Raw genomic sequence first — 24,606 nt, 5'->3', positions numbered from 1 at the left:
ATGCGAAGCACCGCCGACGACATCGTGTCTGTCATCATCGAACAATGGTCGGCGAATTTCAGCAGGCTCGACGTCGACGCGCTCGCGTCGCTCTATTCAAGCAATGCTTTGTTCTTCGGTTCGAACCCGTCGCTGTATCGCGGCAGGGAGGGTGTCGCGGCCTACTTCAACGCGCTGCCGCGATGGCGCGCGCCCGCCGTTCAATTCACGGATATCGTGGCCGCGCCGGTCGGCTCCGATCTGATCAACATGGCGGGCACCGCGTCCTTCGTCGTCGAAGAAGGCGAGGCGACCCTGTCGGTCAAGATCACCTGGGTGATCGTGCGCGAAGACGGCTATTGGAAAATCCTCAGCCATCACGTTTCGTCGCAAGTGCCGCTGCTCTAGCGGCAGGGCTCATTCAAGCGGCCGGGATCGTCAGCAATAACCGTAGAAGCCGCAGACATAGGGCAGGCGCGCGCCGTCCCAATAATAGGGCCCGCCGTAATAGGGGCCCGGGTAATAGAACGACCACGACGAGCCGTAGTTATAGATGCCCCGGTTCCACGGCGGATTGGGCAGCTGATTGTAGGGAATGATCGGCGCCACATATTCAGCCGTCCGGTAAACGACCACAGGGGGCGGAGGCTCCGCAAAGATCGCGCCAAGCCGGCTCTGGGTCGGCAGATCGGCGGCATCGGCGGTCATCGCGCTGACGGCGAGCGCGAAAGCGGCAAAAACGGCAAGAACGGAAAGCATGATCCGGTGTGGCATGGCCGAGCCCCGATTGATTCGGGAATCCTATCCCTTGCCCCGTTAGTAATAGTTAACGGAATTCTCCATCCGTTCCGCTAGCCGCCCGGCAACAGCTTCCGGTAGCCTGACGATCTCCAAGGGATCGCAGGGTGTAGTACCCGATGGCAGAGCGGGGCAGGTCTCCAGGCCGGACGCAGGGATTTGCCGGCACCTGGCCGCCGCGCGGGGCGGCGCAGGCCGGCGGCCTCGCGCCATCGGGCCTCGATGCATGGCCGGCCCTGGTCGCAAAACTGCGGGCGTGGCTCGCCGCCGAAGCCGGCGCCGGCCGCTTGCTGCCGTGGGTGCCGGTCGCCTTCGGCGCCGGGATTGCCTTCTATTTTGCCGCCGACCGCGAGCCGGTTCTGTCGGTCGCGGCGGCCGCGGCGGCCGGGTTCTGCCTCGCGGCATTCCTGCTGCGGCGGCACAAGCTATTTCCCGTCGCCGTGATGATCGCCGCTGTCGCCGCCGGCTTTGCGGTCGCGACCTGGAAAACCGCGCGGGTCGCGCATGGCATATTGGCGAGGCCGATGTATTCGGTGTCGCTGTCGGGCTTCGTCGAGACCCGCGACATCCGCGAACGCACCGACCGGTTCGTGCTGCGCGTGACCAGGATGGAGAGCCCGCGCGGCGCCACGACACTGCAACGCGTGCGGCTGTCGGTGCGCAAGGGCACAGCGCCTGCGGTCGGCAGCTTTGTCGAATTGAAGGCCCGGCTGCAGCCGCCGCTCGCGCCGTTGCGGCCGGGTTCCTACGATTTCGGCCGCGACATGTATTTCGCCGGCATCGGCGCCTCCGGTTTCGTGATGGGCGCCATCAAGTCCGCGCAGCCGCCCGACAGCGGCGGCTTGTCGCTGCGCTACGCTGCCTTGATGCAGGGCTTGCGCGATGCGATCGACGCCCGGATCCGGACTACGCTGGAGGGCGACCGCCGCGCGATCGCGACCGCGCTTCTGACCGGACGCCGCGACGCCATCTCGCCGCCCGTCAACGATGCGATGTTCATCTCCGGGCTCGGCCATGTGCTGTCGATCTCGGGCTATCACATGGCTGTGGTCGCCGGCGTGGTGTTCTTCGCGGTCCGCGCGCTGCTGGCGCTGATCCCGCAACTCACCGTCGGCTCTCCGATCAAGAAATGGTCGGCGGCCGCGGCGCTCGCTGCCGCCGCGTTCTATCTCTTGCTGTCCGGTGCCGAGGTCGCCACCCAGCGCTCGTTCTTCATGACCGCGGTGGTGCTGATCGCTATCATGGTCGACCGCCGCGCCGTGACCTTCCGCACGCTGGCGGTGGCGGCGATGATCGTGCTCACGATCGCGCCGGAAGCGCTGGTGCATCCGAGCTTCCAGATGTCGTTCGCGGCGACGCTCGGGCTGGTGGCGCTGGTGCAGATCGGCATGCCCGCTCTGTTCGCCGCGCCCGACAATTCGGCCACCGCGCGGGCGGCGCTGTGGGGCGGGCGGGAGGTCGCGATGCTGGCGCTGGCCTCGCTGGTGGCGGGGCTCGCGACCATGCCCTATGCCGCCTTTCACTTTCACCGGGTGACACCCTTTGGCGTCATCGCCAATCTCGCGGCGATGCCGGTGGTGTCGGCTGTGGTGATGCCGGCGGGCCTGCTCGGCATGGTCGCGATGCCCTTCGGCTTCGACGGCGTGTTCTGGCAGGTCATGGGCTGGGGCATCGACTGGATGATCACGGTGGCGCAATGGGTCGCCGCACTGCCGGGCGCGATCGGCCGCATCGCGGCATTCGGGACCGGGCCGCTGGTCGCGGCCAGCCTCGGCATCATCCTGATGGGGCTGCTGCGCACGCCGCTGCGCTGGGCGGGCGCAACCCTGGTGGTGCTGGCGGTGGCATGGGCTCTGGTCCGGCCGCAGCCGGATATCCTGATTTCCGCCGACGGCCACAATATCGGCGTCCGCGGCAGGGACGGACGCCTGCATCTGATCCGAAGCGCCAAGGAGGCTTTTCTGCTGCGGGAATGGCTGGCGGCCGACGCCGACGGCCGCGTCCTTACGGATTCCTCGCTCGCCGAAGGCGTATCATGCGACCAGGCCGGCTGCGTGGCGCAACTGGCCGATGGCGGCTTGGTCGCGCTGGCGTTGCGGCCCGAGGCGCTGGCGGACGATTGCGAGCGCGCGGCGCTGCTGGTCACGGCGCGGCCGGCATCGCCGGGCTGCGGCGCGCTCGTGGTCGACCAGGATCGCCTGCGCCGGCAGGGCGCGCTGGCGCTGCGGCGAACCCGCGACGGATTTGCGGTCGATGCGGTCAGGCCGAAAGGCGTCGATCGGCCGTGGTCGCCAGCGGTGGCGGGCGATGCGGAGGACGGGACCAGCCTGGTGCGCCCGGCCATCGCGAAGCCGGCGGACGCGACGCCGTCGGAAGCCGACCTGCAGGCGGACGACTGAGGCGGTGAGGCCAGTCAATCGCCAAGTCGCTGATCAAGTCAGCTTTCACCGCTGGATTGCGGATTTTCCGGCAGTTCGAAGGCGCCGAGATGAAACTCGTCGACGTCGTCCGTAGTCGTCATTTTGACCAGCGTGAAAGACGCATCCGGGAACTGCTGCCAGATGACAAGATCCTCCGCCGCAACGGTGAGCCAGCCGAACGTGAACATGTACCGGCCGGGCTCCGTCACCCGCCCGGCTTTTTGCCATGTCACCTTGCGAACCGCCAACAGCGTCCCCTTCGCGAGCGGCCCTGCCGGCCTGGACCGGCAGGGTTATCTACATGGCCATTCAGGCGGAGATCGCCGCCGCTGTTGGCGTCGCGGCTGCCGGTCGTTCCTGCGCCGTCACCTGCTGCGCAACAGGCAATTGCAGCACAGTGGCGTGCTGACCTTCGCAGAGCTGCGTCACCAGCACACTGCTTCCATCCGGAAATTCGATCGAGTCATGGTGGCGCTGCGGGACGTTCGGCTCGACCGCGCCGAATTTTCCAACCCGGAAATTGAGGGCCTTGGTCCAGATCCACCCGTTGTCGTATTTGACGTTGTCAGCGAACGCCAGTTCGGTTCCGGGAAGGATGCAGACCGCCACCTCGGGCTCGGCTTCCGAGGCGAAGCCGCGCGTCGAGGTGCCGCGGAATGTCGTGGTCGTCAGCGTCTCTCCGACTTTGGCGGGGCGTGACGCTACGGCGTGGAGACTATAGTCACACATCGGATCGCTCCTCATTCGAGATAGCCAACCCGCGCCCCTTGAGAGGCGCAGGCCTCTATCAGAGTGGACGGCAATCAAAATATGCCTGATTGTGGGCAATTCTACGGCTCTCGACGGCGAGTTCGATCACAAATGCGTTTGAGGATTTGGCGGAAATAGCTTCGCCGCGCGCGCGACAGATGCATTCACCGCGGCCGCCATTGGACTGCCGCGGTTTCCCTGCCTGGGAACGACCGATCCGGGGCGGATCAGTACTTCCGGTACAGTCCGATCAGCTTGCCCTGAATCCTGACCCGGTTCGGCGGCAGGATGCGGACTTCGTAGGAGGTGTTGGCCGGCTCCAGCGCGATCGACGCGCCGCGGCGGCGGAAGCGCTTCAGGGTTGCTTCCTCCTCGTCGATCAACGCCACCACGATGTCGCCGGTGTCGGCACTGTCGTTGCGCTGGATCAGTGCCATGTCGCCGTCGAGAATGCCGGCGTCCACCATGGAATCGCCGCGCACCTCGAGCGCGTAATGCTCGCCGGAGCCGAGCATGTCCGGCGGCACGCTGATGGTGTGACTGCGGGTCTGCAGCGCTTCGATCGGCGTGCCTGCGGCGATGCGGCCCATGACGGGAACCGCGACCGGACGCTCGCCGTCACTCTCGGAACCGGCACTGCTGGAACGCACCTTGCCGAGCGTGCCTTCGATCACGCTGGGCGTGAAACCGCGGCGGCCGTTGCCGGCGCCGGCGCCTGAAATCTCGGGCAGCTTGATGACCTCGATCGCGCGGGCGCGATTGGGCAGCCGGCGAATGAAGCCGCGCTCTTCCAGAGCGGTGATGAGGCGATGGATTCCCGACTTCGAGCGCAAATCCAGCGCGTCCTTCATCTCGTCGAAGGAAGGCGGAACGCCGGATTCCTTCAGGCGTTCGCTGATGAATCGCAGGAGTTCATATTGTTTGCGCGTGAGCATCTCGACCAATCCCCAGTTTGACGGTGTCATTCGATTCCGAGAGGCGTTTTCCGGGAATCGAGGCGTTCAGGGAATCAAAGACTCCAGAACTTCGATTAGCTGGCACCAATACTCGAAACAAATCATGAACAGACACTATATGTTCCATATGTGTTCCGCAACCACTTAATTTATCGTCAACGCAGCAGGATTTGTTGGGACAGGTGGTTTTGGGGTCAGTCCGGAAGCCGCAGGATCTCGCAGGGCGTGCCAGCGGCAGCGGCAGGCGCAAACGGGCGGCGCATCACGAGCGCCGCTGCCGCAGCGAGATTTCCGAGCAGCGAGCTGTCCTGATGGTTGACCGGAGTGGCGATCAGGACGCCGTCGGCGCGCCGCTCGAGACGCGCGCGAAGATAGTCCTCGCGCATGTCGTTGGCGGCGACGTCGGACCCGAGCAAAGCCGTTTCGCTGACGTGGTGGACGGCCGACCGGCCGGACAGCGCGCGAATCAGCGGCGCCAGGAACAGGAAGCCGCAGACATAGGACGACACGGGATTGCCGGGCAGGCCGATCACCCGCATCGCGCCGAGCCGCCCGTGCATCATCGGCTTGCCCGGCCGCATCGCGATCCGCCAGAACGCCATGGCGACGCCCTCGGCCTCCAGCGAGCGCTTGACCAGGTCGTGGTCGCCGACCGATGCGCCGCCCATGGTGACGAGGATGTCGGCGCCGCTGTCGCGGGCGCGGCGGATGCCTGACGTGGTGGCCTCGACGGTGTCGGCGGCGATGCCGAGATCGACGGTCTCGGCGCCTGCACCCCGGGCCAGCGCCCGCAGCGCGTAGCCATTGGAATAGACGATCTGTCCGGGGCCGGGGATCGAGCCTGGCATCACAAGCTCGTCGCCGGTGGCGAGCATCGCCACTTTCGGCCGGCGATGCACGGCCAACTCCGGGTGGTTCATGCCCGCGGCCAGCGAGAGATCGCGGTCGGTGAGGCGGGTTCCGCGCGGCAACAACACGTCGCCCTCGCGAAAGTCGATGCCGGCCGGGCGGATATGCCGCCCGGGCCGCGCGGCTTCCGTGATCGTGATGCCGCCGTCCTCGACGACGGTATCTTCCTGGATGATGACGGCGTCGGCGCCCGCAGGGATCACGCCGCCGGTAAAAATCCGCACCGCCTCGCCCGCGCCGACCGTCCTTTCGAACGGGCGGCCGGCCGCGACCTCGCCGATCACCTTGAGCCGCGCCGCCACATGAGAGGCGTCGGCGGCGCGCACCGCATAACCGTCCATCGCCGACATCGCCTGCGGCGGCTGGGTCCGCAACGCCGCGACGTCGCGCGCCAGCACTCGGTGGTAGGCCGCATCCAGCGCGACCATTTCCTCCGGCAGCGGCTCGACGCCGGCGAGAACCGCGGCGAGGGCGTCGGCGACGGGCATCAGTGCCACGGTGAAACTCCCACTTTGACGTCATTGCCTGCGACAAACGCGAAGCGTTTGCGCAAGGGAGCGCATGCGACGAAGCAATCCAGCTTGCTGCTCCATGGATTGCTTCGCTGCGCTCGCAATGACGGTCTCATAGCTTAAATCCCGAGCTCCGCCAGCGCCTTCGCCACGTCATCGGTCGACCTCACGTGAACCCCGATCAGGCCCCGCGCCCGCGCGCCCTCGATATTATCGGCCAGATCGTCGAAGAACACGATGCGTGAGGCCGGCACGCCGATCGCCTTCACCACATGGTCATAGGCGTCAGCGTCGGGTTTCCGCAGCCCGATCGCGGAGGACAGAAACATTTCCCGGAAATGGCCGAGCACGTCGGCATAGGCGACCGGAAAATAATCGACATGGGCGTTGTTGGTGTTGGAGAAGGCATAGAGCGGCAGACGCTTTGCGGCGCGGGCCAGCAGCGCTGCGATGCCGGGCATTTCGCCGACGAAAATCGCATTCCAGCCTTCCAGCAGTTGCCGGTCGGAAAGCCCGATGCCGAGCGATTGGCGCAGGCTTTCAAAATACGCGGCATCGTCGATCTTGCCGACCTCATGACGCCGGTAGGATTCCTCGCGGACAAAGCGCGCGGCGATCTCGGCAGGCGCGCAGCCAGCGTGACCGGCCCAGCAGGTGAGCGCCTTGTTGAAATCGATATCGAGCACGACGCGGCCGAGATCGAACAGCAGCACGTCGGCGGCGCCGGGGGTGAGGAGAGGCGGGCTCATGGAGGCGGTGTACGAAAAACGAACGAAGCGGGCAACGGTGATAAGCGCTTGAAGCCCTGCAAAGCCTTCAATCCGATCGCAAAACCTCTTCCGGCGGTTTGGTGTGGCGGAACATCCGCAGCAGGGCCAGGTCGTAGCCGATCTTCAAGACTCCGCACACCACCAGCGGCAGGCCGGAGAACGGACCGGCCAGCATGAAGCCGGCGATGGCGGGGCTGATCGAGGAGGCGAGGCTGCGCGGCACTGCGGTGACGCTTGCCGCCGCGGTGCGCTCGGCGGGGGTCACCACGGCCATGACGTAGGATGACCGCGTCGGCACGTCCATCTGCGACAGCGCCGAGCGAACCAGCAGCAGCGCCAGTACCACGGTCAGGTCGGACGAAAACGCCGCCGCGATCAGGCAGAGGCTGGAGGGGATGTGCGTGAACACCATGGTGTTGATGAGGCCGATGCGGCCGGCGAGCCAGGCCGCCACCGGGAATGACATGGCGCCGAGCAGGCTCGAGAAAAAGAAGTAGACGCTCGCCGCCTCCAGCGACAGGTTGAAACGCTGAAACAGCCACAGCGCCAGCAGCGACTGCACCACGAAGCCGCCGGCAAAGGCGTCCATGCTGAACAAGGCGGCGAGCCGGTAGACGATGTTGCGGGATGGCCCGAGTGCTGGCTTCGGAACGTCCGCCGCGTGGCTGTGGTCGCGCGGCAGACGCCGGTAGAGCAAAGCCGCCAGCAATCCAAGCACGGCGTACAGATAGAACATCAGCTTGATCGCAGAGAGCCTCGACCAGCCGCCGGACACCAGCGTCTCAGGCAAGGCCGCCGCCAGCGAGCCGACGGCCGCGGTGAGGGAGCCGATCAGGCTGTAGCGGGCAAAGATGGCGGTGCGGTCGCGGTCGGCGGTCTCCTTGGTCAGCAGCGCATGCTCGAGCGGAACCAGCATGCCGAGATCGCCGCCGGACGGATTGATGCTGCCGATGAAGGCGATGAGCAGGACCAGAGCCAGCGTCTCCGCCGCCGGAAATATCAGGCCGGTGAAGACCATCAGTCCGGCGCCGGCGAGGAAAAGACTTCGCAGCTCAAACCGCGGCGCGATGAAGCCGGTGATCAGGGTCAGGACCGCCGTTCCCAGCAGCGAGGTAGAGGCGACGACCCCGATCGCCTGCGGGCTGAAGCCCGCCGCGGAGAGGTAGACCGGCAGGATGATGATCGCAAAACCGTCGCCGAAGCCGCGCAGCGCGCGGGCGCCATACAAGCAAAGAATATCGGAGGGAGTTCTCATCGAGCTGCCGACCATGTCTCATCTCCACTGATGGAGCGAGACAACGCTTGGCTGCGCGCAGCTGACCGGGCGGTTGCCGTTGGCCCGAACTCGATACAGATAATCACGCCGGGCCCGGGCGTTCAAGTGCAGGTGCCGGCATAGCGGCGCAGACCTGGTCCTTTCTTGGCTCTTTGCAAAACAAGCCGATCGTGCCGGACAGCGGCCTTACCTGGAAGCGTTAGCGATCTTGTGCTCCAGGTGGCCGGTCTCATGATCGCGGCGGAGCTGGCTCAGTGAGGTTTCGTTCAGTTGAAGGAGAACCTCGCTGAGTTCCTCGGCTTCCGGATAGCCGGCAGCGAAACCCTGTCCGTAAATCTTGCGCAACGTCTTGATGGGGGTGTTGCCGTGCTTGTGGCTGATTTCGCCATCCTTGTTGCGGTGGCGATTGTCGAGACCGGGCTTGCTCATGGTGCTCTCCATTGATCCACAGCCGGCAGCATCCGCCCGCCGGGACCGAATGGCAACCTTGCACCGCAACCGGCGAGACGGATTGCTTCGCCAGCGCTCGCAATGGCGGTCCTGGAAGAATCCGGGTTCATGAAGGCTTTGCTGTCGCCGTGCCGCGCGTATACCGTCACGCCCAGAAGAAGACCGCCCGGCCAGCACGTCGGGGTAACGATGTCCGGAAGACGAGGAAACCATTCATGACCGAAACGCTGCTGTTTTCGCCGCTGACCATCCGGGGCGTCGAGCTGAAGAACCGTATCGTGGTGCCGCCGATGCACCAGTATTCCGCGATCAAGGGATTTCCGACCGACTGGCACCTGATGAATGCCGGCAAGTTCGCCGCCGGTGGCGCGGGCCTCGTCGTCGTCGAGTCCACCAAGGTCGAGCGCCGCGGCTGCGGCACGCTCGGCGATCTCGGCATCTGGGACGACAAGTTCATCGAGCCGCTGGGGCGCCTGGTCGAGTTCATCAAGCAGCAGAACGCGGTCGCCGGCATCCAGCTCGGTCACTCCGGCCGCAAGGCGCGCGCCAACCGGCCCTGGGAAGGCGACGGACCCCTGAAGCGGACGCCCGATATCGACGACTGGGACGAATGGACGCCGGTGGCGCCGAGCGCGATCGCGCACAGCGAGAAATGGCCGGCGCCGCGGGCGCTGGAGCGCCATGAAGTGAAAGACCTGGTGCAGGCCTGGGGCGAGGCGGCCCGCCGCACCGATGCGGCCGGCTTCGACGTGCTGGAACTGCACGGCGCGCACGGCTATCTCGTCCACGAATTCCTCTCGGAAAGATCCAACCAGCGCGCCGACGAATATGGCGGCTCGGAATTAAACCGCATGCGCTTCATCACCGAGGTGACCGAAGCGGTGCGCGTGCACTGGCCCGACCGCAAGCCGCTGTTCGTGCGGCTGTCGGTGGAGGACAATGCCGGCTGGGGGCCCGAGCAAAGCGTGCGGTTGGCAAAGATCCTCAAGACAAAAGGCGTCGATGTCATCGACTGCTCGTCCGGCGGCATCACCGACGTGGCGCCGATCCTCGGCAAGGAAATCAAATACAGCTATCAGGTGCCGCTGTCGGAATATGCCCGCCGCCACGCCGACATCATGACCATGGCGGTCGGCCTGATCATCCACGGCGACCAGGCCGAACAGATCCTGCGTGACGGGCAGGCCGACCTGATCGCGGTCGGACGCGAGATCCTCAACAATCCGAACTGGCCGATGGACGCGGCGTTGAAGCTCGGTGTCGAGGGGCCGTTCCGCAATGTGCCGCCGCAGTTCGGCTGGTGGCTCGGCACCCGCGCCAAGCGCGGCTTCGGCACCAGGCCGTCGACCTGGCAGAGCGGTCTGCACGATTCCGGTAAGGTCTCCTGAGTTCGGGGAGGGGGAGCGTATCGTCGGTCGGACTGATGAGGGATGAGTTCGGCGTCTGCGGCCGGCGAGCGCCATCCTTCCTCAAGCGCGGTAATGACCGGACTTGCCGCCCTTCTTCTCGACCAGATGAATACCTTCGATCCGGACCCCGCGCTCGACCGCCTTGATCATGTCGTAGATCGTGAGACACGCGACCGACACCGCGGTCAGCGCTTCCATCTCGACGCCGGTTGGGCCGGTAACCTTCACCGTGGCGCGAACGATGCAGCCGGGCAGCTTTTTGTCCGGGGCGATATCCAGCGTGACCTTCGACAGCGCCAGCGGGTGGCACAGCGGGATCAGCTCCGACGTGCGCTTCGCCGCCATGATGCCGGCGACGCGCGCGGTGCCAAGCACATCGCCCTTCCTGGCATTGCCGCTGACGATCAGTTCGAGCGTCGCCTTGCTCATAATGACGCGGCCTTCTGCCACCGCGGTACGTTCGGTTGCGGGCTTTTCGGACACGTCGACCATCCGCGCTTCGCCCTTGGCGTCGATGTGGGTGAGGGCGGAACCGGCCTTTGTGGTTTCCCTGGAGGATTTCCGCGCCATCGATCAGCGCGTCCCGGTAGCGCGCGGGGCCTCGGTTCGCGCCAGCAGCGCGCGGGTGGCGGCGGTGACATCGGCCTGCCGCATCAGGCTTTCTCCGACCAGGAAGGTCGACATGCCGACGCGCGCCAGCCGCGCCAGGTCGGCAGGCGCGAAGATGCCGCTTTCGCCGACCATCAGGCGATCTTTCGGAATCAGCGGGGCCAGCGCTTCGCTGGTCGCCAGCGTGGTCTCGAAGGTGCGCAGGTTGCGATTGTTGACCCCGATCATCGGCGAGCGGAGTTTCAGCGCCCGGTCGAGTTCGCTGCGTTCATGGATCTCGATCAGGACATCCATGCCATGCGCGATGGCGGCGTCCTCGATGTCCCTGGCCGCGGCGTCGTCGAGCGCCGCCATGATGATCAGGATGCAGTCGGCGCCGTAGGCGCGGGCCTCGACCACCTGATAGGTGTCGAACATGAAATCCTTGCGCAGCACCGGCAGCGAGGTGGCCGCGCGCGCCGCCACCATGAAGTCGAGATGCCCCTGAAACGACGGTGTGTCGGTCAGCACCGACAGGCAGGCGGCGCCGCCGGCCTCGTAGGCTTTGGCGAGAGCGGGCGGGTCGAAGTCGGCGCGAATGAGACCCTTGGAGGGCGACGCCTTCTTCACCTCGGCAATCAGCGCATATTCGCCCTGGGCGAGCTTGCGGCGGATCGCGCCGACAAAGCCGCGCGGCGCGGAAGCCGCCTTCGCCTGCGCCTCCAGCCCCGCAAGCGGATGCGCGCGCTTGGCGGCCGCGATCTCCTCGCGCTTGTAAGCCTCGATCTTGGTCAGGATGTCGGACATGCCGGGCCCTTCGGGTCAGCCGTTGGAGACCGCGATCAAACGCTTGAGCCGCGCCAATGCCGCGCCCGAGTCGAGCGACTGGGTGCCGAGATCGACGCCTTCCTTCAGATTCTTGGCGCGGCCGGCCACGACCAGCGCCGCGGCGGCGTTCAGCAGCGCCACATCCCGGTAGGGGCTCGGCATCCCGTCGAGCACGCTTTGCAGCGCGATCGCGTTGGCGTCGGCATCGCCGCCCTTCAAGGCGTCGCCGCCGACGCGCTTGAGGCCGGCTTCCTCCGGCGTCACCTCGAAGGTGCGGATGTTGCCGTTCTCGAGCGCCGCGACGAAGGTCGGACCGGAGAGGGTGATTTCGTCGAGGCCGTCGGAGCCGTGCACCACCCAGACGGATTCGGAGCCGAGATTCTTCAGCACCTGCGCCAGCGGCTGCACCCATTGCCGGGAGAACACGCCGACCATTTGCCGCTTCACGCCGGCCGGGTTGGACAAGGGGCCGAGCAGATTGAAGATCGTGCGGGTCGCCAGCTCGACGCGGGTCGGGCCGACGTTCTTCATGGCGGGATGATGCGACGGCGCGAACATGAAGCCGATGCCGGCCTCAACCACGCAGCGGCCGACATGGTCGGGCGAGATGTCGATCCTGACCCCGAGCGACGACAGCACGTCGGCCGCGCCCGAGCGCGACGACAGCGCGCGATTGCCGTGCTTGGCGACGGGGACGCCGCAGCCCGCGACAATGAACGAGGCGCAGGTCGAGACGTTGACAGAGCCGGAGCCGTCGCCGCCGGTGCCGACGACGTCGACGGCCTCGGCGGGAGCCTTGACCCGCAGCATCTTGCTGCGCATCGCCGACACCGCGCCGGTGATCTCGTCGACGGTTTCGCCGCGCACCCGCAGCGCCATCAGCAATCCGCCCATCTGCGACGGCGTGGCTTCGCCCGACATCATGCTGTCGAAGGCGGATGCCGCTTCGTCGCGCGACAGCGTCGCGCCGGTGGCGACTTTTCCGATGATAGATTTGAGGTCGTCCATCGCGTGCTTTCGGATGCTCAGTTATTCGCGCCCGTCACCTGTGCGAAGGCGGCCTGGTTGATGGTGGTGCCGATCGTGGATTCGATCTTGGTGACGTATTGCGCGACCTGTTCGTCGGTCAGCCCGCGCTGAAGGGTGTCCTTCAGTTTCTTGACGTCGTCCGAGGCGAGGTCGACCGGAGGCACGCTGATGTCGGTGACGCGGAACACGATCCATTCGCTTCCGCCGGCGCCGGCGGTTTGTCCGGCCGCGTCCTTGGCGGTGCGGAACGCCGCGGCAACGGCGCTGGCGGGCAGGCCGGGCGGGGAGGCATCACGCCGCAATCCGCTCGCGGTTTCGACTTTCGACCCGACAGCCGCCGCCTCCGCCGCGAGGGTGCCGCCCTGGCCGAGCTTCTGCACCATCTCGGTCGCCTTGGTCCGCAGCCGGCTCGTGATCTGGTCCTCGCGCCATTTGGTCTCGATCTGGTCCTTGACCTCATCAAGCTTGCGTTCGCGCGACGGGGTGATGCCGAGCACGTCATACCAGACGTAACCGCCGCTGAACTGGATCGGATCGTTGTCGACGCCGACGTCGCTGTTGAAGGCCTGCGAGACGACGTCGAGGCCGCGTGGAACGTTAGTGACGAGCTGGCCGTCGGGGAGGCGGCCGGAGCGGTCGACCGCGTCGATGGTCACGGGGGTCAACCCCAGCTTCTGGGCGGCCTCGACGACGCTGGCGCCGCCGCCACGCTCGTCTTCCATCTTGTTGTGGAGGTCGGCGACCTTGGCGCGCGCGCGTTCGGTGGCGATTTCCTTTTTCAGGGTCGCAGCGACGCTTTCATAGGAGGGCGTGACCCCCGGCTCGATCTTGCCGACCTTGACCAGGGCGACGCCGAACCGGCCGGGTACCGGCTGGCTCAACTCACCGGACGGCAGCGAAAACGCCGCGTCCGCAATCGCGGGATCGATGATGGCGGATTTCGCGATGGTGCCGAGGTCGACGTCGGACGGGTTAAGTCCGCGCTCCTTGGCGAGATCCTCGAACGACATTCCCCCAGCGATGCGGCCGCGCGCGGCTGCGGCTTCCTCCGCATTCGGGAAAACGATCTGCGACACCTGGCGCCGTTCCGGCGTGCCGAGCTTGTCGCGGCGCTGTTCGAAGACCTTCCTGGCGTCCTCGTCGGATACCTCGGACCATTTGCCGAGTTCTTCCGGCGTGACCGCGACGAAGGAAATCTTGCGGTATTCGGGGGCGCGGAACTGGGTCTTGTGATCGTCGAAATAGGCGGCCAGCGTTTCCGGCGACGGCGGATCGATGGTTCCGGCCTGCGCGGCGCCGAGTTTGACGTATTCGATCGCGCGCTGTTCGTTCTGGAAACGGCTCAGCGCATCGATCAGCACTTTCGGCGGCTCCAGGCCGGCCGAGACCGTGCCGGCGATCTGACGCCGCAACGACACCCGCCGCTGCTCGGCGATATATCGCTGTTCGCTGAAGCCGAATTGCCGGATCGTGGCCTGGAAACGTGCCGGATCGAAATTGCCGCTCACGCCCTTGAAGTTGGGGTCGCTGTAGATCATGCGCATGATCTCGGCGTCGGACTGGGCGAGCCCCATCCGCCGCGCTTCTTCGTCCAGAGCGGCTTCGGCGATGGTCTGCTGCAGGACCTGGCGGTCGAGGCCGAACGCGCGGGCCTGCTCCATCGTCAGCGGGCGGCCGAACGAACGGCCGAGCTGCTGCAGCTTCTCCGTATAGATCTGGCGGAATTGGTCGGTCGAGATTTCGGTGCCGCCGATCGTGGCCAGCGTCGACTGTCCGAACCCCTTGAAAATGTCGGCGATTCCCCAAACCGCAAAGCTGAGGATCAGCACCCCCATGACGACGCTCATGATGGTCTTGCCGAGCCAGTTTGATGAGGCTTTGCGTATTCCTCGAAGCATGGGTCCAACTTGTTTGCAGGAGGGAACCGGGTCCCGCCCAGGGGAAATTCGGTATCGAATTCCGCGAACGGGCGTCACCGGATTGATAAAGCATCATAAAGTGGCAGCCGCGCCGTCGCAACCTTGGCGGGGAGGGCCAATTGAAGCGGTTAACGGCCTGGGCGGCCCAACCGGCATCTGGAACTGGCCGCTGTGCTCTGCTAGCGCATGCCTGACCGAACCAACATTCGCCAGGGAAGCCCGATATGACCGACGCCCTCCGGCCGCTGATTGCCGGCAACTGGAAAATGAACGGCCTTAAGGCCTCCACGGCCGAATTCGAGGCCATGCTGGCGGGCGCCGCCAAGGTGGCGGCCAAGGCCGATCTGCTGGTCTGCCCGCCGGCGACGCTGATAGCGGCATTCGCCGACAAGGCGCGCGGTTCGAAAAACCTCTCGGTCGGCGCGCAGGATTGCCACCAGAAGGCGTCGGGCGCCAATACCGGCGATATTTCGGCCGAAATGCTGGCCGATGCCGGCGCCAGCGCCATCATTGTCGGCCATTCCGAGCGGCGTGCCGATCACGGCGAGAGTGACTTCCTGGTCAGGGCGAAGGCCGAAGCGGCCTGGCGCGCCGGCCTCACCGCCATCGTCTGTATCGGGGAGACCCAGCATCAGCGCGATGCCGGGCAAACCCTCGATATCTGCCGTGGCCAGCTCAATCTGTCGCTGCCGCCGGCAGCGACCTCAGGCAATCTCGTGGTGGCCTATGAGCCGGTCTGGGCGATCGGTACCGGGTTGACGCCAACGGTCGGAGATGTTGAGCAAGTTCATAGGTTTATCCGGGAGTTCCTCATCGCCAAGTTCAACGGCGAAGGGGCCAGGATGCGGATCCTCTATGGCGGCTCGGTCAAACCCTCGAACGCGGCGGAATTGATGGCGGTCGCCAATGTCAATGGCGCGCTGATCGGCGGCGCCAGCCTGAAAGCGGCCGACTTTCTTGCGATCGCGGGCAGTTACGCCTAACTAACGGCATGGCGGTGTCGGGGTGACGATCTCTCCCCGGGGGTGACAATGCCCCTTCCAATCGTGTAACACCGCGCGACTTCAAACACCGCAAAGCCCGATCTGCAGCCGGACGCCGGCGCTTTTTGGTTTGCGACGGAAGGTAGAGATGCAGACTGTCGTTATCGTCATTCACCTCATGATCGTCGCGACGCTGATCGGCGCGGTGTTGCTGCAGAAATCCGAAGGCGGCGGCCTCGGCGTCGGCGGCGGCGCCGGCTTCATGTCGAGCCGCGGCACGGCCAACCTGCTGACGCGCGTGACGGCGGTTCTCGCGGCCGGCTTCTTCCTGACCAGCCTGCTGTTGTCCTGGCTCGCCAGCTACGACCGCAAGCCGAGTTCGATCATCAATGCCAATCCGGCCTCGCAATCGCAGCCGGCGGGGCCGGCGACGCCGATTTCGCCGCCAACAGGTGGCGGCATTCTGGATTCGCTGAAGAAGGCGGACGAGAGGCAGCAGAATCAGACCGTGCCGGCGGGCCCGCAGGCGCCGCGTTCGCAATAAAGCAGGGTGGCCATGCAGGACGCGATCTGGCGTCTTGCATCAACAATCCCCATCAACTCGCTGACAGCGCGTTAGAATTTACGTCACCCACAGCCCGACAGAATGTTCGGCGCGACCGGCGATTCGTTTTGGCGAATCGGGCCGGCAGCCTTAAAGGTTAAGCCCCATGGCGCGGTACATCTTCATCACCGGCGGCGTGGTTTCTTCGCTCGGAAAAGGTCTGGCTTCGGCGGCGCTCGGCGCCCTGCTGCAGGCGCGCGGCTACAAGGTCCGCTTGCGCAAGCTCGATCCCTATCTCAATCTCGACCCCGGAACGATGTCGCCGTATCAGCACGGCGAAGTGTTCGTAACCGACGACGGCGCCGAAACGGATCTGGATCTCGGCCACTACGAGCGCTTCACCGGCCGGCCCGCCACCAAGGCCGACAACATCACCACGGGCCGCATCTACCAGGACATCCTCACCAAGGAGCGGCGCGGCGATTATCTCGGCGCCACCATCCAGGTGATCCCGCACGTCACCAACGCGATCAAGGATTTCGTCCTCAGCGGCAACGACGAATTCGACTTCGTGCTGGTCGAGATCGGCGGCACCGTCGGCGACATCGAAGGTCTTCCGTTCTTCGAGGCGATCCGCCAGCTCAAGAACGAACTGCCGCGCGATCATGCGGTCTACATTCATCTGACGCTGTTGCCGTTCATTCCGAGCGCGGGCGAGCTGAAGACCAAGCCGACCCAGCATTCCGTCAAGGAACTGCGCTCGATCGGCATCCAGCCGGATATCCTGTTGTGCCGTACCGACCGGCCGATCCCCAAGGAAGAGCGGCGCAAGCTCGGCCTGTTCTGCAACGTGCGCGAAAGTGCCGTGATCGAGGCGCGCGACGTCGACAACATCTACGCGGTGCCGGAGGCCTATCACGCCGCCGGGCTCGACGACGAGGTGCTGGCGTCATTCGGCATCGAGGCGAGAATTCCGCCGGCGCTGCAAAGCTGGCATGAGATCAACGAGCGGATCCGCAATCCGGAAGGCAACGTCACCATCGCCATCGTCGGCAAATACACCGGCATGAAGGACGCCTACAAGTCGCTGATCGAGGCGCTGTCGCATGGCGGCATCGCCAACAAGGTGAAGGTCAAGCTCGACTGGATCGAGAGTGAGGTGTTCGAGAACGAGGATCCCGCGCCGTTTCTCGAGCACGTCAACGGCATCCTGGTGCCGGGCGGCTTCGGCCAGCGCGGCGCCGAAGGCAAGATCAAAGCGGCGCAGTTCGCGCGCGAGCGCGACGTGCCGTATTTCGGCATCTGCTTCGGGATGCAGATGGCGGTGATCGAGGCGGCGCGGAACCTGTGCGGCATCGAGCAGGCCAACTCCACCGAGTTCGGGCCGACGCCCGAACCGCTGGTCGGCCTGATGACGGAATGGCTGCGCGGCAATGAGCTCGAGAAGCGCTCGAAGGCCGGCGATCTCGGCGGCACCATGCGGCTCGGGGCGTATCCCGCAGTGCTCAAGAAGGGCAGCCGGGTGTCCGATGTCTATGGCGGCGCCACCGAGATTTCGGAACGCCACCGCCACCGCTACGAGGTCAACACCGCCTACAAGGACCGGCTGGAGCAGCACGGGCTGAAGTTCTCAGGGCTCTCGCCCGACGGCGTGCTGCCGGAAATCGTGGAATACGAGGATCATCCCTGGTTCATCGGGGTGCAATTCCATCCCGAACTGAAATCGCGGCCTTTCGAGCCACATCCATTGTTCGCGTCCTTCATTCAGGCGGCGATGGTGCAGTCGCGGCTGGTTTAATGTCATGCATCGGCGGCCTTTGACGAAGCCGTCGATTGTTGCGACAAATCGCTCCCGATATTGCAAGAACAATCGACAAGAACAATAGAACAGGGAGTGACGTCGATGATTTACGAAACCCGGATTTATCGCTGTCTGCCGGGCCGGCTGCCGGCGCTGTTGAAGCGCTTCGAGAACACCACGCTGAAACTGTGGGAGAAGCACGGCATCCGGCCGGTCGGGTTCTTCACCACGCTGGTTGGCGAATCCAATCAGGAGCTGACCTATCTGCTGGCGTGGGAATCTCTGGCCGAGCGCGATAAGAAGTGGACCGCCTTTCAGACCGATCCGGATTGGATTTCGGCCCGGGCGAAGACCGAGGAAGATGGCCAGATCGTCGGCAACATCGTCAATCAGCTGCTGGTGCCCACCGCCTTCTCGGCGCTGAAGTAGCAGACGCCCCCCGCGCATAACCTCAGGTCCTCAGCCGGAATGCCCCACGGGCTCGACCACATCGTGCACGCCGTCCGCGATCTCGACGTGGCGGCGGACATGTATCGCCGCGCCGGCTTCACCGTCGGCGCGCGCAACCGCCATCCCTGGGGCACCCACAACCGCATTGTGCAGTTGAAGAACTGTTTCATCGAAATCCTGACGGTCGCCGAGCCGGACAAGATCCCGCCGCACGGCGCGCGCTCGTTTTCGTTCGGCGCGTTCAATCGCGACTTTCTGGCCGCGCGCGAAGGTTTGTCGATGCTGATTCTCAACAGCCGCGATGCCCGCGAGGATGCGCGTTCATTCGAAGCTGCCGGCATCGGCGGCTTCGAGGTGTTCGAATTCGCCCGCGAAGGGAAGAAGCCGGACGGTACGCCGGTCAAGCTCGCATTCTCGCTGGTGTTCGCAACCGATCCGGCATCGCCCGATGCGGGCTATGCCGCGTGCCAGCATCATTTCCCCGAGAATTTCTGGAACCCGGCGTTTCAGATCCACGCCAACGGCGCCATCACCGTGCCCGGCGTGGCAGTCGTCGCCGACAATCCGGCCGGCCATCACATCTTCCTCAAGGCCTTTACCGGCGTGAGCGACCTGCATGCGAGTTCGATCGGTGTCCGGGCCTCTACCGAAAACGGCGACATCGAGATCATGGAACCGGTGGCGTTTCGCGACCGGTTCGGCGTCTCGCCTGAGGTGAGGGGCGAGGGGATGGCGTTGCACGGCTTGCGCTTCGCCGTCACGGACATCGCGCCGGTCGAAGCGCTGCACCGGCAGAACGGAATTGCCTCGCAGCGCCATGGCGGGGCGCTGGTGGTGCCGCCGGATGCCGCTCATGGCGCAACCCTGATATTCGAGGGCGCGAAATAGGGTTGATCCCTCTGCCGCTGCCCGGCATGGTCGCGTCGCAAATTAAGGAACATGTCTTGAACGCCAACATGCGAGCTGCGCCGGTCGTCGCCGCCGGATCGGTCAAATTCGGCAATGATCTGCCGATTTCGATCATCGCGGGCCCGTGCCAGCTCGAGAGCCGCGCGCACGCGCTCGAGGTGGCGAGTGCGCTGAAGGAGATCGCGGCGCGCCTCGGAATCGGCATCGTCTACAAAACCTCGTTCGACAAGGCCAACCGCACCAGCGTATCCGCGGCGCGCGGCATCGGCTTGAAACAGGCGCTGCCGATCTTTGCCGAGATACGCTCGTCGCTGGGGATGCCGGTTCTCACCGACGTCCATGAGGCCTCGCAATGTCCCGAGGTAGCGCAGGCCGTCGACGTGCTGCAGATCCCGGCGTTCCTGTGCCGGCAGACTGATCTCCTGCTGGCGGCGGCGGCCACCGGCAGGGTCGTCAACGTCAAGAAGGGGCAGTTTCTGGCGCCTTGGGATATGGCGAACGTGGTCGCCAAGATCACCGGCGCGGGAAACCGCCATGTGCTGGTCACCGAGCGCGGCGTGTCGTTCGGCTACAACACGCTGGTCTCGGATATGCGGGCGCTGCCGATCCTGGCCCGCACCACCGGCGCGCCCGTGATCTTCGATGCCACCCATTCGGTGCAGCAGCCGGGTGGCCAGGGGACATCATCGGGCGGGGAGCGCGAATTCGTGCCCGTGCTGGCGCGCGCCGCAGTCGCAGTCGGCGTCGCCGGCGTGTTCATCGAAACCCACCCCGATCCGGACCGCGCGCCGTCGGACGGGCCCACCATGGTGCCGCTGCGCGAGTTCGAAGGCCTGGTGCGAAAGTTGATGGCGTTCGATGCGCTTGCCAAGGGCACGGTGCGTTGAAGCCGCAAGCAGGACCGGCGCCACACGACCAGCGTATTCCACCGGCCATCAACGTTATTGCGCTCGCCAGCTTCTCCGCCAGCCTGTCGGCGCGGGCGCTGGATCCGGTGCTGCCGCACGTTGCCGAAGATTTCAGCGTCACCATTGCGACCGCGGCGGGCTTCTCGGCCGCCTTCGCCTTCACCTTCGCCATCATCCAGCCGGTATTGGGCGCGGCCGCGGACTTGTTCGGCAAGGCGCGGCTGATGGTGGTTTGCCTGGTGCTGCTAGGGGTTGCGAATGTTCTCGGCGCGCTGTCGACCTCGTTCCCGCTGTTGTTTGCGACGCGGATTCTCGCAGGCATCGGCTCGGGCGGCGTGTTTCCGATCGCGCTCAGCCTGACCAGCGATCTGGTCGGCGCCGAAAAGCGGCAGATCGCGATCGGGCGCACCCTGGCCGGCGCCATGACCGGCAACCTGCTGGGCGCGTCCGCCTCGGGCCTGATCGGTGACTTGCTGGGCTGGAGAGGGGTGCTTGCGGTGCTTGGCGTGCTGGTGATCCTGGCCTCGGTCGCCGTCGCGCTCGGTTTTCGGGGCGCCGCACTGGCGCGGCCGCCGAAGACCAACCTGTCGGCGCTCAAGCACGGCTACCGCACGATCTTCTCCAATCCCAACGCCCGCATCTGCTACTCGGCCGTCTTCATCGAGGGCTGCTGCGTGCTCGGATTGTTTCCATTCGTGGCGGCATTCCTGTTCGATCTCGGCGAAACCAGCCTGTCGATTGCGGGAATCGTGATCGCGGGCTTTGCGGTCGGCGGCCTGTTCTACAGCATGAGCGTTTCGCGCTTCCTGCCGCGGCTCGGTGTCAGGGGCATGATGATCGCGGGCGCCGCGCTGGTCGGCTTGCAGCTTGCCGTGGTGGCGTTCGGGCCGGGCTGGAAGATTCAGGCCCTTAGCCTGCTGTTCATGGGCTGGGGTTTCTACATGATGCATGGCTGCCTGCAGGTATTTGCCAGCGAGCTTTCAGTGGAAGCCCGCGCCACCGCGCTGTCGCTGCACTCGTTTTTCTTTTTCATGGGGCAGACTGTCGGTCCGATCGCGTATGGATTCGGCATCGAGAATCTCGGCAAGCTGCCGACCTTGCTGATATTCGCGGCCGTGATGGTTGCGCTGGGCTTTACCTGCGCGCGGCTGCTGCGGCAGACAAGGCCGGCGGATGCAAGCCCGGCCTGATGAGAGTACGGCATTCTCACCGAATGGATTGATGGCGACTGGCTTGGCGAACGGAGAGTGCAATGATTGAAACGCCTGTCTTGCTGATCGTTTTGTTCGCCGCCGCGCTTCACGCGACCTGGAATGCGTTGGTGAAGGGGGCATCGAACCAGCTGATCAGCATGACAGCCGTCGTTCTCGGTCACGTTCCGTTTGCCGTGCTGGCCCTGCCGTTTGTGCCGCTTCCCGACGCCGTGTCGCTGCCTTACGTCGTTGCGGGCGCGGCGCTTCACGTCGGTTATCAGTTGTTTCTGTTCTGGGCCTATCGGCAAGGCGATCTCACCCAGGTCTATCCGATCGCCCGCGGCACCGCGCCGCTGATCGTGGCCGGGTTTTCCGTGCTGGCCTTCCGTGAGACTCTGTCGACGATGCAGCTTGTCGCTATCACGACGATCGGCTGCGGCATCATGAGCCTTGTCCTGGTTCGCGGCAGCCAGGGACTGCACAATCCGCGTGGCGCTACGCTTGCGCTCGTCACCGGCTTTTTCGTGGCGGGGTATTCGATGGTGGACGGTTATGGCGCCCGGGCCGCCGGAACGGCCGTCGGATTCTACGCCTGGGAGACGATCCTGAATGCGCTCGCGTTTGCCGCGATCGTCGCGGTGGCCTCGCCCGGCGCGTTGCAGACGACCATCCGGAACCACAAGAGGATCATGGCGATCGGCGGCGGAGCGTCCTTTGCGGCCTACGCCCTTGTGGTCTGGGCGTTTACGCAGGCGCCGATCGCCGTCGTCACGGCGCTGCGGGAAACCAGCATCGTGTTCGCGCTTCTGATCGGGGTCTTCTTCCTCGGGGAGCGGCTTAGCCTGCTGAAACTGGCGTCGGCAATGTTCACGATGCTGGGAGCGTTGATGCTGCGCTTCTCGAAATGACAGAAATCCAAACGTCGGCTGGGAGGCGGTCGAGATAGGGCTCGCTGCGGCAGCAACGTGAAAGCGCAACCCGGCCGCCCCACGGGCGCGACGGGATCAGCTTGCGGCTGCCATGAGGTATTCCATTATCGTGACAACCGCCACATAGGACAGCGCGCCGATGGCCAACAAGGCGACCGCAAACCAGACCCATAATGGCGACGATTCCCTGATCCGTTTGACGACCATTGGATTTTCCCTTTCGATCGCAGCGGCTGCTTTGGGATGCGTGTCAATTTCCCCGGCCATGCTACCGCAAAGTCAAGCAATTCGGGTGCCATTCGCGGGGCAGATAGCCAGATAGCGTCAGGATGACGCACGACTGCGGCTTCATCCGGGCTGCTGTTATGGCATGCGGATTGCTTAGCAATTTCGATTGAACAAGGAAGAAATCGTGGACGCCCAAGTTACCCGTCCGACCAGCGCCAATTCCCAAACCAGAAATGCCGGATACGCCACGCAGCCGCCGCTGCAGCGATTCCTGGCCAGTTGCCACGAGGAATTCAAGGCGGACGATTCAGGGAATGTCGCCGACTATATCCCCGAGTTGAAACGAGCCGATCCGTCGCATTTCGGGATAGCGCTCGTAACCATCGATGGTCATATCTATGAAGTCGGCGACAGCGCCGTGCCTTTCACCATCCAGTCGGTTTCCAAGGCGTTCGTGTTTGCGCTTGCGCTCGAAATGGTCGGGGAGGAGCGCGTTGCTGCGACGATCGGCGTCGAGCCGAGCGGAGAGGCCTTCAATTCGATCCGCCTCACCAGCGACAACCGGCCGTTCAATCCCATGGTCAATGCGGGCGCGATCGCCTGCTCCGGACTGATCCACGAGGTCGATGGTGCCGATGCCTTCGAGCGCATCCGGGAAAAGCTGAGCCAGTTTGCCGGCCGTCAGCTCGGGGTCGACGACGCCGTGCATCAGTCCGAAGTCATCACCGGCAACCGCAATCGCGCGATCGCCTGGCTGTTGCGCAATTACTCGGTGATCCAGGGCGACGTCGATGCCGTGCTGGATACCTATTTCCGCCAGTGCGCGGTGCTGGTCACCGCGCGCGATCTCGCCGTCATGGCGGCTACCCTGGCCAACCGGGGCATCAATCCGGTGACGGGTGTGCAGGTCATCGCGCCCAACGTCGTCGCGCGCACGCTTTCGGTGATGACGAGTTCGGGCATGTACGATTACGCCGGCGAATGGGTCTATCGCGTCGGCATGCCGGCCAAGAGCGGCGTCGGTGGCGGCATCGTCGCAGCACTGCCTTCGCAGATCGGGCTCGGTACGTTCTCGCCCCGGCTCGACAGCCATGGCAACAGCGCGCGAGGGCTCAAGGTATGCGAGGCGCTGTCCTCGCGGTTCGATCTGCACATGCTCAACCGCAGCGCCGACGTGCGCACCTGCGTCATCGCCGACTACGACCTGTTCGGCATTTCCTCCCGGCGCAGCCGCCAGCCGCATGAACAGCAGATCCTGGACGAGCACCACAGCGATATCCGGGTGATCGAACTCGTCGGTGCGCTCAATTTTGCGGCGATCGACTACGTCACGCGTCGGCTCGCTGGCGAGCCGCCGAACGCGCCGCTCCTGGTACTCGATTTCCGCCGCGTGCCCGACCTCACCTCGGCGGGAGCGCAGTTGCTTGGCGAGAACCTCACCATCCTCGGCAATGCCGGCGTCACGGCGATCCTGACGGGCATCGAAGCGACTTCGGCGGTGTGGCTGGCGATCCGTGCGCGCACCGGCGAACCGCACAGGCTGCGGCGCTTCGCCCTGCTCGACGAGGCGATCGAATGGGCCGAGGACCAGATCGTTTATCGGTATGGCGGCTTCACTGTTTCGAAGGAAACCTCGCATCTCGGCGAGCAGGCGCTGCTGGCGGAATTGACGCCCGATGAAATCGCAGCACTCGCCGATCTGTCGACCGCCCGGCGATACGAGGCCGGCCAACGCATCATCAGCGCCGGCGAGCCGGCCAACTCGCTGTTCTTTCTGCAGAACGGCATGGTCAGCGTGAAGCTGCCGAGCGGCGTCCGGCTCGCTTCGCTCGGACCCGGCATGGAATTCGGCGAGATGGCGATCATCGAGCAGAGGCGCAGCGCCGATGTGTGGGCCGACACGCAGGTCAAATGCCTCGAACTGCCGCTCGACAGCTTTGCCGATTACCGCCAGCTCCACCCGCAAATCGCGATGAAGATCATGCGCAATCTGTCTGCGCTGCTGGCGCGGCGTCTGATCCTCGCCAACGCCAAGGTCGATCTGCTCAGCGCGTATTAGACGTCAAGG

25 protein-coding genes are annotated in these 24,606 nt (G+C 65.2%); 12 read left to right on the top strand and 13 right to left on the bottom strand.

Annotated elements, in window-relative coordinates; all coding sequences use genetic code 11:
- The gene (locus KMZ68_RS14795) at positions 1–387 is read left to right on the top strand and encodes a YybH family protein (protein WP_215612030.1); all 387 of its coding nucleotides are present in this window, start codon (positions 1–3) and stop codon (positions 385–387) included.
- A 30-nt stretch (positions 388–417) separates the two neighbouring features.
- Here KMZ68_RS14795 and KMZ68_RS14790 read toward each other — a convergent pair whose 3' ends face one another.
- Complete coding sequence (locus KMZ68_RS14790) at positions 418–753, bottom strand: hypothetical protein (RefSeq protein ID WP_249779365.1); 336 nt, start codon at positions 751–753, stop codon at positions 418–420.
- A 143-nt stretch (positions 754–896) separates the two neighbouring features.
- Here KMZ68_RS14790 and KMZ68_RS14785 point away from each other — a divergent pair, with 143 nt between their 5' ends.
- On the top strand, positions 897–3,176 hold the full coding sequence (locus tag KMZ68_RS14785) for a ComEC/Rec2 family competence protein (protein WP_215612029.1): 2,280 nt from the start codon (positions 897–899) through the stop codon (positions 3,174–3,176).
- A gap of 38 nt (positions 3,177–3,214) precedes the next feature.
- On the opposite strand, the gene KMZ68_RS14780 is transcribed toward KMZ68_RS14785, so the two are convergent.
- From KMZ68_RS14780 to KMZ68_RS14750, 7 genes are all read right to left on the bottom strand, one after another.
- Positions 3,215–3,445: a hypothetical protein gene (locus tag KMZ68_RS14780; RefSeq protein WP_249779682.1), complete on the bottom strand. Its 231-nt coding sequence runs from the start codon at positions 3,443–3,445 to the stop codon at positions 3,215–3,217.
- A 61-nt stretch (positions 3,446–3,506) separates the two neighbouring features.
- Positions 3,507–3,926 carry a hypothetical protein gene (locus KMZ68_RS14775; protein ID WP_215612028.1) on the bottom strand — a complete coding sequence of 140 codons (420 nt, stop codon included), beginning with the start codon at positions 3,924–3,926 and terminating at the stop codon, positions 3,507–3,509.
- Positions 3,927–4,174: 248 nt separating this feature from the next.
- Positions 4,175–4,882, bottom strand: coding sequence for a transcriptional repressor LexA (lexA, locus tag KMZ68_RS14770; RefSeq protein ID WP_215601799.1), 708 nt, complete (start codon positions 4,880–4,882; stop codon positions 4,175–4,177).
- Positions 4,883–5,097: 215 nt separating this feature from the next.
- Positions 5,098–6,309 (bottom strand): molybdopterin molybdotransferase MoeA, encoded by a 1,212-nt coding sequence (locus KMZ68_RS14765; protein ID WP_215612027.1) that lies wholly within the window; start codon positions 6,307–6,309, stop codon positions 5,098–5,100.
- 134 nt (positions 6,310–6,443) lie between these two features.
- Entirely contained in the window at positions 6,444–7,073 is a 630-nt protein-coding gene (locus KMZ68_RS14760) for an HAD-IA family hydrolase (RefSeq protein ID WP_215612026.1), read from the bottom strand.
- Between the two features lie 67 nt (positions 7,074–7,140).
- Positions 7,141–8,364, bottom strand: coding sequence for an MFS transporter (locus tag KMZ68_RS14755; protein WP_249779364.1), 1,224 nt, complete (start codon positions 8,362–8,364; stop codon positions 7,141–7,143).
- A gap of 192 nt (positions 8,365–8,556) precedes the next feature.
- A complete protein-coding gene (locus KMZ68_RS14750; RefSeq protein WP_215612025.1) occupies positions 8,557–8,799 on the bottom strand; it encodes a hypothetical protein in 243 nt (80 codons plus the stop codon).
- Positions 8,800–9,035: 236 nt separating this feature from the next.
- On the opposite strand from KMZ68_RS14750, the gene KMZ68_RS14745 reads away from it, so the two are divergent.
- Positions 9,036–10,208, top strand: coding sequence for an NADH:flavin oxidoreductase/NADH oxidase (locus tag KMZ68_RS14745; protein ID WP_215612024.1), 1,173 nt, complete (start codon positions 9,036–9,038; stop codon positions 10,206–10,208).
- An 81-nt stretch (positions 10,209–10,289) separates the two neighbouring features.
- On the opposite strand, the gene moaC is transcribed toward KMZ68_RS14745, so the two are convergent.
- The 4 genes from moaC to KMZ68_RS14725 are packed head-to-tail and all read right to left on the bottom strand — an operon-like array spanning position 10,290 to position 14,572.
- Positions 10,290–10,799, bottom strand: a complete 510-nt coding sequence (gene moaC / locus KMZ68_RS14740) for a cyclic pyranopterin monophosphate synthase MoaC (protein WP_215612023.1) — start codon at positions 10,797–10,799, stop codon at positions 10,290–10,292.
- Positions 10,800–10,802: 3 nt separating this feature from the next.
- A complete protein-coding gene (gene trpC, locus KMZ68_RS14735; RefSeq protein ID WP_215612022.1) occupies positions 10,803–11,624 on the bottom strand; it encodes an indole-3-glycerol phosphate synthase TrpC in 822 nt (273 codons plus the stop codon).
- A 15-nt stretch (positions 11,625–11,639) separates the two neighbouring features.
- On the bottom strand, positions 11,640–12,653 hold the full coding sequence (trpD, locus tag KMZ68_RS14730) for an anthranilate phosphoribosyltransferase (protein ID WP_215612021.1): 1,014 nt from the start codon (positions 12,651–12,653) through the stop codon (positions 11,640–11,642).
- A 17-nt stretch (positions 12,654–12,670) separates the two neighbouring features.
- Positions 12,671–14,572 (bottom strand): peptidylprolyl isomerase, encoded by a 1,902-nt coding sequence (locus tag KMZ68_RS14725; RefSeq protein WP_215612020.1) that lies wholly within the window; start codon positions 14,570–14,572, stop codon positions 12,671–12,673.
- A 245-nt stretch (positions 14,573–14,817) separates the two neighbouring features.
- On the opposite strand from KMZ68_RS14725, the gene tpiA reads away from it, so the two are divergent.
- The 8 genes from tpiA (at position 14,818) to KMZ68_RS14685 (ending at position 22,289) form a co-directional block, all read left to right on the top strand.
- Positions 14,818–15,576 carry a triose-phosphate isomerase gene (gene tpiA / locus KMZ68_RS14720; RefSeq protein WP_215612019.1) on the top strand — a complete coding sequence of 253 codons (759 nt, stop codon included), beginning with the start codon at positions 14,818–14,820 and terminating at the stop codon, positions 15,574–15,576.
- A gap of 148 nt (positions 15,577–15,724) precedes the next feature.
- Positions 15,725–16,120: a preprotein translocase subunit SecG gene (secG, locus tag KMZ68_RS14715; protein ID WP_215612018.1), complete on the top strand. Its 396-nt coding sequence runs from the start codon at positions 15,725–15,727 to the stop codon at positions 16,118–16,120.
- A 166-nt stretch (positions 16,121–16,286) separates the two neighbouring features.
- Positions 16,287–17,918 (top strand): CTP synthase, encoded by a 1,632-nt coding sequence (locus KMZ68_RS14710; RefSeq protein WP_215612017.1) that lies wholly within the window; start codon positions 16,287–16,289, stop codon positions 17,916–17,918.
- A 105-nt stretch (positions 17,919–18,023) separates the two neighbouring features.
- On the top strand, positions 18,024–18,350 hold the full coding sequence (locus KMZ68_RS14705; RefSeq protein ID WP_215612016.1) for an NIPSNAP family protein: 327 nt from the start codon (positions 18,024–18,026) through the stop codon (positions 18,348–18,350).
- 39 nt (positions 18,351–18,389) lie between these two features.
- Positions 18,390–19,259, top strand: a complete 870-nt coding sequence (locus KMZ68_RS14700; protein WP_215612015.1) for a VOC family protein — start codon at positions 18,390–18,392, stop codon at positions 19,257–19,259.
- Between the two features lie 68 nt (positions 19,260–19,327).
- A complete protein-coding gene (gene kdsA / locus KMZ68_RS14695; RefSeq protein ID WP_371741476.1) occupies positions 19,328–20,167 on the top strand; it encodes a 3-deoxy-8-phosphooctulonate synthase in 840 nt (279 codons plus the stop codon).
- On the top strand, positions 20,164–21,378 hold the full coding sequence (locus KMZ68_RS14690; protein WP_215612013.1) for an MFS transporter: 1,215 nt from the start codon (positions 20,164–20,166) through the stop codon (positions 21,376–21,378). Before kdsA ends, KMZ68_RS14690 begins: the two co-directional genes overlap by 4 nt.
- A gap of 92 nt (positions 21,379–21,470) precedes the next feature.
- Positions 21,471–22,289: a DMT family transporter gene (locus tag KMZ68_RS14685; RefSeq protein ID WP_215612012.1), complete on the top strand. Its 819-nt coding sequence runs from the start codon at positions 21,471–21,473 to the stop codon at positions 22,287–22,289.
- Positions 22,290–22,385: 96 nt separating this feature from the next.
- Here KMZ68_RS14685 and KMZ68_RS26145 read toward each other — a convergent pair whose 3' ends face one another.
- Complete coding sequence (locus KMZ68_RS26145) at positions 22,386–22,517, bottom strand: hypothetical protein (RefSeq protein WP_256443681.1); 132 nt, start codon at positions 22,515–22,517, stop codon at positions 22,386–22,388.
- Between the two features lie 205 nt (positions 22,518–22,722).
- Here KMZ68_RS26145 and glsA point away from each other — a divergent pair, with 205 nt between their 5' ends.
- Positions 22,723–24,597 (top strand): glutaminase A, encoded by a 1,875-nt coding sequence (gene glsA / locus KMZ68_RS14680; RefSeq protein WP_215612011.1) that lies wholly within the window; start codon positions 22,723–22,725, stop codon positions 24,595–24,597.
- Positions 24,598–24,606 lie beyond the last annotated feature (9 nt).

Source organism: Bradyrhizobium sediminis (assembly GCF_018736105.1).
Classification (GTDB): Bacteria; Pseudomonadota; Alphaproteobacteria; order Rhizobiales; family Xanthobacteraceae; genus Bradyrhizobium.
The sequence above is the reverse complement of the archived record's forward strand: the minus strand, read 5'-3'. Positions and strand labels throughout refer to the sequence as shown.

What these genes read in the sequence shown, in the direction of transcription:
- KMZ68_RS26145 (WP_256443681.1), bottom strand. Translation starts at nt 22,517, where the DNA reads ATGGTCGTCAAACGGATCAGGGAATCGTCGCCATTATGGGTCTGGTTT.
- KMZ68_RS14775 (WP_215612028.1), bottom strand. Translation starts at nt 3,926, where the DNA reads ATGTGTGACTATAGTCTCCACGCCGTAGCGTCACGCCCCGCCAAAGTC.
- KMZ68_RS14795 (WP_215612030.1), top strand. Translation starts at nt 1, where the DNA reads ATGCGAAGCACCGCCGACGACATCGTGTCTGTCATCATCGAACAATGG.
- KMZ68_RS14710 (WP_215612017.1), top strand. Translation starts at nt 16,287, where the DNA reads ATGGCGCGGTACATCTTCATCACCGGCGGCGTGGTTTCTTCGCTCGGA.
- KMZ68_RS14725 (WP_215612020.1), bottom strand. Translation starts at nt 14,572, where the DNA reads ATGCTTCGAGGAATACGCAAAGCCTCATCAAACTGGCTCGGCAAGACC.
- moaC (WP_215612023.1), bottom strand. Translation starts at nt 10,799, where the DNA reads ATGGCGCGGAAATCCTCCAGGGAAACCACAAAGGCCGGTTCCGCCCTC.
- KMZ68_RS14790 (WP_249779365.1), bottom strand. Translation starts at nt 753, where the DNA reads ATGCCACACCGGATCATGCTTTCCGTTCTTGCCGTTTTTGCCGCTTTC.
- KMZ68_RS14785 (WP_215612029.1), top strand. Translation starts at nt 897, where the DNA reads ATGGCAGAGCGGGGCAGGTCTCCAGGCCGGACGCAGGGATTTGCCGGC.
- KMZ68_RS14755 (WP_249779364.1), bottom strand. Translation starts at nt 8,364, where the DNA reads ATGGTCGGCAGCTCGATGAGAACTCCCTCCGATATTCTTTGCTTGTAT.
- tpiA (WP_215612019.1), top strand. Translation starts at nt 14,818, where the DNA reads ATGACCGACGCCCTCCGGCCGCTGATTGCCGGCAACTGGAAAATGAAC.
- trpD (WP_215612021.1), bottom strand. Translation starts at nt 12,653, where the DNA reads ATGGACGACCTCAAATCTATCATCGGAAAAGTCGCCACCGGCGCGACG.
- KMZ68_RS14750 (WP_215612025.1), bottom strand. Translation starts at nt 8,799, where the DNA reads ATGAGCAAGCCCGGTCTCGACAATCGCCACCGCAACAAGGATGGCGAA.
- KMZ68_RS14700 (WP_215612015.1), top strand. Translation starts at nt 18,390, where the DNA reads ATGCCCCACGGGCTCGACCACATCGTGCACGCCGTCCGCGATCTCGAC.
- lexA (WP_215601799.1), bottom strand. Translation starts at nt 4,882, where the DNA reads ATGCTCACGCGCAAACAATATGAACTCCTGCGATTCATCAGCGAACGC.
- secG (WP_215612018.1), top strand. Translation starts at nt 15,725, where the DNA reads ATGCAGACTGTCGTTATCGTCATTCACCTCATGATCGTCGCGACGCTG.
- KMZ68_RS14760 (WP_215612026.1), bottom strand. Translation starts at nt 7,073, where the DNA reads ATGAGCCCGCCTCTCCTCACCCCCGGCGCCGCCGACGTGCTGCTGTTC.
- kdsA (WP_371741476.1), top strand. Translation starts at nt 19,328, where the DNA reads ATGCGAGCTGCGCCGGTCGTCGCCGCCGGATCGGTCAAATTCGGCAAT.
- KMZ68_RS14745 (WP_215612024.1), top strand. Translation starts at nt 9,036, where the DNA reads ATGACCGAAACGCTGCTGTTTTCGCCGCTGACCATCCGGGGCGTCGAG.
- KMZ68_RS14705 (WP_215612016.1), top strand. Translation starts at nt 18,024, where the DNA reads ATGATTTACGAAACCCGGATTTATCGCTGTCTGCCGGGCCGGCTGCCG.
- trpC (WP_215612022.1), bottom strand. Translation starts at nt 11,624, where the DNA reads ATGTCCGACATCCTGACCAAGATCGAGGCTTACAAGCGCGAGGAGATC.